The 3,195-nt window shown below is 65.7% G+C and carries 3 protein-coding genes; all 3 read left to right on the forward strand.

Features of this window, described 5'->3' with window-relative positions; translation table 11 throughout:
* The coding region (locus EOC06_RS42985) for a (2Fe-2S)-binding protein (RefSeq protein WP_245469832.1) at positions 1 to 1,186 on the forward strand (1,186 nt) is incomplete at its 5' end.
* Between the two features lie 5 nt (positions 1,187 to 1,191).
* A complete protein-coding gene (gene nirD, locus EOC06_RS20000) occupies positions 1,192 to 1,521 on the forward strand; it encodes a nitrite reductase small subunit NirD (RefSeq protein ID WP_127809692.1) in 330 nt (109 codons plus the stop codon).
* 3 nt (positions 1,522 to 1,524) lie between these two features.
* A partial coding sequence (locus EOC06_RS20005) for a molybdopterin-dependent oxidoreductase (protein ID WP_164898664.1) occupies positions 1,525 to 3,195 on the forward strand: 1,671 nt, incomplete at its 3' end.

Below are 3,195 nucleotides of genomic sequence, written 5' to 3' on the forward strand. Positions count from 1 at the left end.
CTGCAACGGCGTTTGCAAGGGAAAGATCACTGGCGCGATTACGGGGAAGGGCCTGACGTCGCTCGACGACGTGCGCGCCCACACCAAGGCGTCAGCCTCCTGCGGCTCCTGCACCGGGCTGGTCGAGAAGCTGATGGTGCTGACCATCGGCGACAAATACAATCCGGCGGCGGTGCAGCCGATGTGCGGCTGCACGACGCTCGGCCATGACGAGGTGCGCCGGCTGATCATCGCCAAGGGCCTGAAGACCATTCCCGCCGTCATGCAGGAACTGGAGTGGACGACCTCCTGCGGCTGCGCCAAATGCCGGCCGGCGCTCAACTATTATCTCGTCTGCGACTGGCCGGACGAGTACGCCGACGACTACCAGTCGCGCTTCATCAACGAGCGCGTCCACGCCAACATCCAGAAGGACGGCACCTATTCGGTGGTGCCGCGCATGTGGGGCGGCGTCACCAACGCGGCGGAGCTGCGCGCCATCGCCGACGTCGTCGACAAGTTCGAAATCCCGATGGTCAAGGTCACCGGCGGCCAGCGCATCGACATGCTCGGCATCCGCAAGGAAGACCTGCCGGCGGTATGGGCCGATCTCGGTCAGGCCGGCTTCGTCTCCGGCCACGCCTATGCCAAGGGGTTGCGCACGGTGAAGACCTGCGTCGGCTCGGACTGGTGCCGCTTCGGCACGCAGGATTCGACAGGGTTTGGCGTCCGCATCGAAAAATTCATGTGGGGCTCGTGGACCCCGGCCAAGGTCAAGATGGCGGTGTCGGGCTGTCCGCGCAACTGCGCCGAGGCGACCTGCAAGGATGTCGGCGTGATCTGCGTCGACAGTGGTTACGAGATCCATTTTGCCGGCGCGGCCGGCCTCGACATCAAGGGCACCGAGGTGCTCGGCCTGGTCAAGACCGAGGATGAGGCGCTGGAGCATATCGTGGCGCTGACGCAGATGTATCGCGAGCAGGGCCGCTATCTCGAGCGCATCTACAAATGGGCCAAACGCATCGGCATCCCCGAGATCAAGCGCCAGATCATGGACGATGGCGAGAAGCGCAAGGCTTATTACGACCGCTTCGTCTTCAGCCAGAAATTCGCCCAGGTCGACCCGTGGTCGGAACGCGTTTCCGGCAAGGACAAGCACGAATTCCGGCCGATGGCCTCGGTCGGGTTTGCGCAGGCGGCGGAGTGACAATCATGAACTGGGTATCAATCGGCTCTATCTCGGACATCCCCCGCCGCGGCGCGCGCTGCGTCGCCACCCCGGAAGGCAAGATCGCAGTGTTCCGCACCGCCGACGATCAGGTCTATGCCATCGACGACCATTGCCCGCACAAGGGTGGACCGCTCAGCCAGGGCATCGTGCACGGTGCGGCGGTGACCTGTCCCTTGCACAACTGGGTGATTTCGCTGGAGACGGGCAAAGCGCTCGGCGCCGACGAGGGCGCGGTGCGCACCATTCCGGTGCGGGTCGAAGGCGAGCATCTGTTCATTGCGCTGGAAGCGCTGGCCAGCCGCGCGGCTTGACCAATGGAGATCGACGAAGCGCGCGAGGTGAGGACCACCTGCCCCTATTGCGGGGTGGGCTGCGGCGTGCTGGCGAAGGTCGCCGCGGACGATGAGGTGTCCGTGCGTGGCGACCCCGACCACCCGGCCAATTTCGGCCGGCTCTGCTCCAAGGGCTCGGCACTGGCCGAGACCATCGACCTCGACGGCAGGCTGCTTCATCCGGAGATCCATGGCCGCCGCGCCGGCTGGGACGAGGCGCTCGACCTGGTCGCTTCGACCTTCTCGCAGACCATCGCCGAGCATGGGCCCGATGCGGTCGCCTTCTATGTCTCCGGCCAGTTGCTGACCGAGGACTATTATGTCGCCAACAAACTGATGAAGGGTTTTGTCGGCTCGGCCAACATCGACACCAATTCGCGCCTGTGCATGGCCTCCTCGGTCGCCGGCCACCGCCGCGCTTTCGGCTCCGACACCGTGCCGGGAACCTACGAGGATCTGGAACTGGCCGACCTGATCGTGCTGGTCGGCTCCAACCTCGCCTGGTGCCATCCGGTGCTCTACCAGCGCATCGCGGCTGCCCGGGAAAAGCGGCCGGAGATGAAGATCGTGCTGGTCGACCCGCGTCGCACCATGACCGCTGACATCGCCGATATGCATCTGGCGATCGCGCCCGATGGCGACGTCGCTTTGTTCACGGGCCTGCTCGCTTATCTCGGCCAGCACAATGCGCTCGACCGCGCCTACATCACGACGCACACGACCGGCTTCGGGCAAGCGCTTTTCGCGGCCTCCGCGCTCGACCTGGCCGGCGTCGCCGCCGCCACCGGCCTGAGCGAGGACGAGCTTGGCCGTTTCTACAGCCTGTTTGCAGCGACGGCGAAAACGGTGACGGTTTACAGCCAGGGTGTGAACCAGTCGTCATCCGGCACCGACAAGGTCAACGCCATCATCAACTGCCATCTCGCCACCGGCCGCATCGGCAAACCCGGAGCAGGGCCGTTTTCGGTGACGGGCCAGCCCAACGCCATGGGCGGCCGCGAGGTCGGCGGCATGGCCAATATGCTCGCCGCCCATATGGAGATCGAAAACCCCGACCATCGCGACCGTGTTCAGCGCTTCTGGAACGCGCCGACTGTGGCCGGAAAGCCCGGCCTGAAGGCAGTCGAGATGTTCCAGGCGCTGGCCGACGGGCGCATCAAGGCGCTGTGGATCATGGCCACCAACCCGGTCGATTCGATGCCGGACGCCGATGCCGTCGAAGCGGCGATCAAGGCGTGCCCTTTCGTGGTGGTGTCGGACGTGCTGGCCCGGACCGACACCGTCCGCCATGCCCATGTCCGGCTGCCCGCCGCCGCCTGGGGCGAGAAGGACGGCACCGTCACCAATTCAGAGCGCCGGGTGTCGCGCCAGCGCGCGTTTTTGGAGCTGCCCGGCGAGGTGCTGCCCGACTGGCGGATCGTCGCCGAGGTGGGCAAGCGGATGGGGTTCGGCGAGGCGTTTTCCTATGCGACGCCGGCAGAGGTGTTCGCCGAGCATGCCGCGCTGTCGGGGTTCGAGAATGACGGTGCGCGGGATTTCGATATTGGCCATTATGCCGGGGTTGACGAAGAAGACTACGACGCATTGGAGCCTTTCCAATGGCCGGCGCCGAGCCAAGGCGCCCCCCTCTGGCCTGCCGGCCATCTCCCCCTC

Source organism: Mesorhizobium sp. M7A.F.Ca.MR.362.00.0.0, assembly GCF_004023175.1.
Lineage (GTDB): Bacteria > Pseudomonadota > Alphaproteobacteria > Rhizobiales > Rhizobiaceae > Mesorhizobium.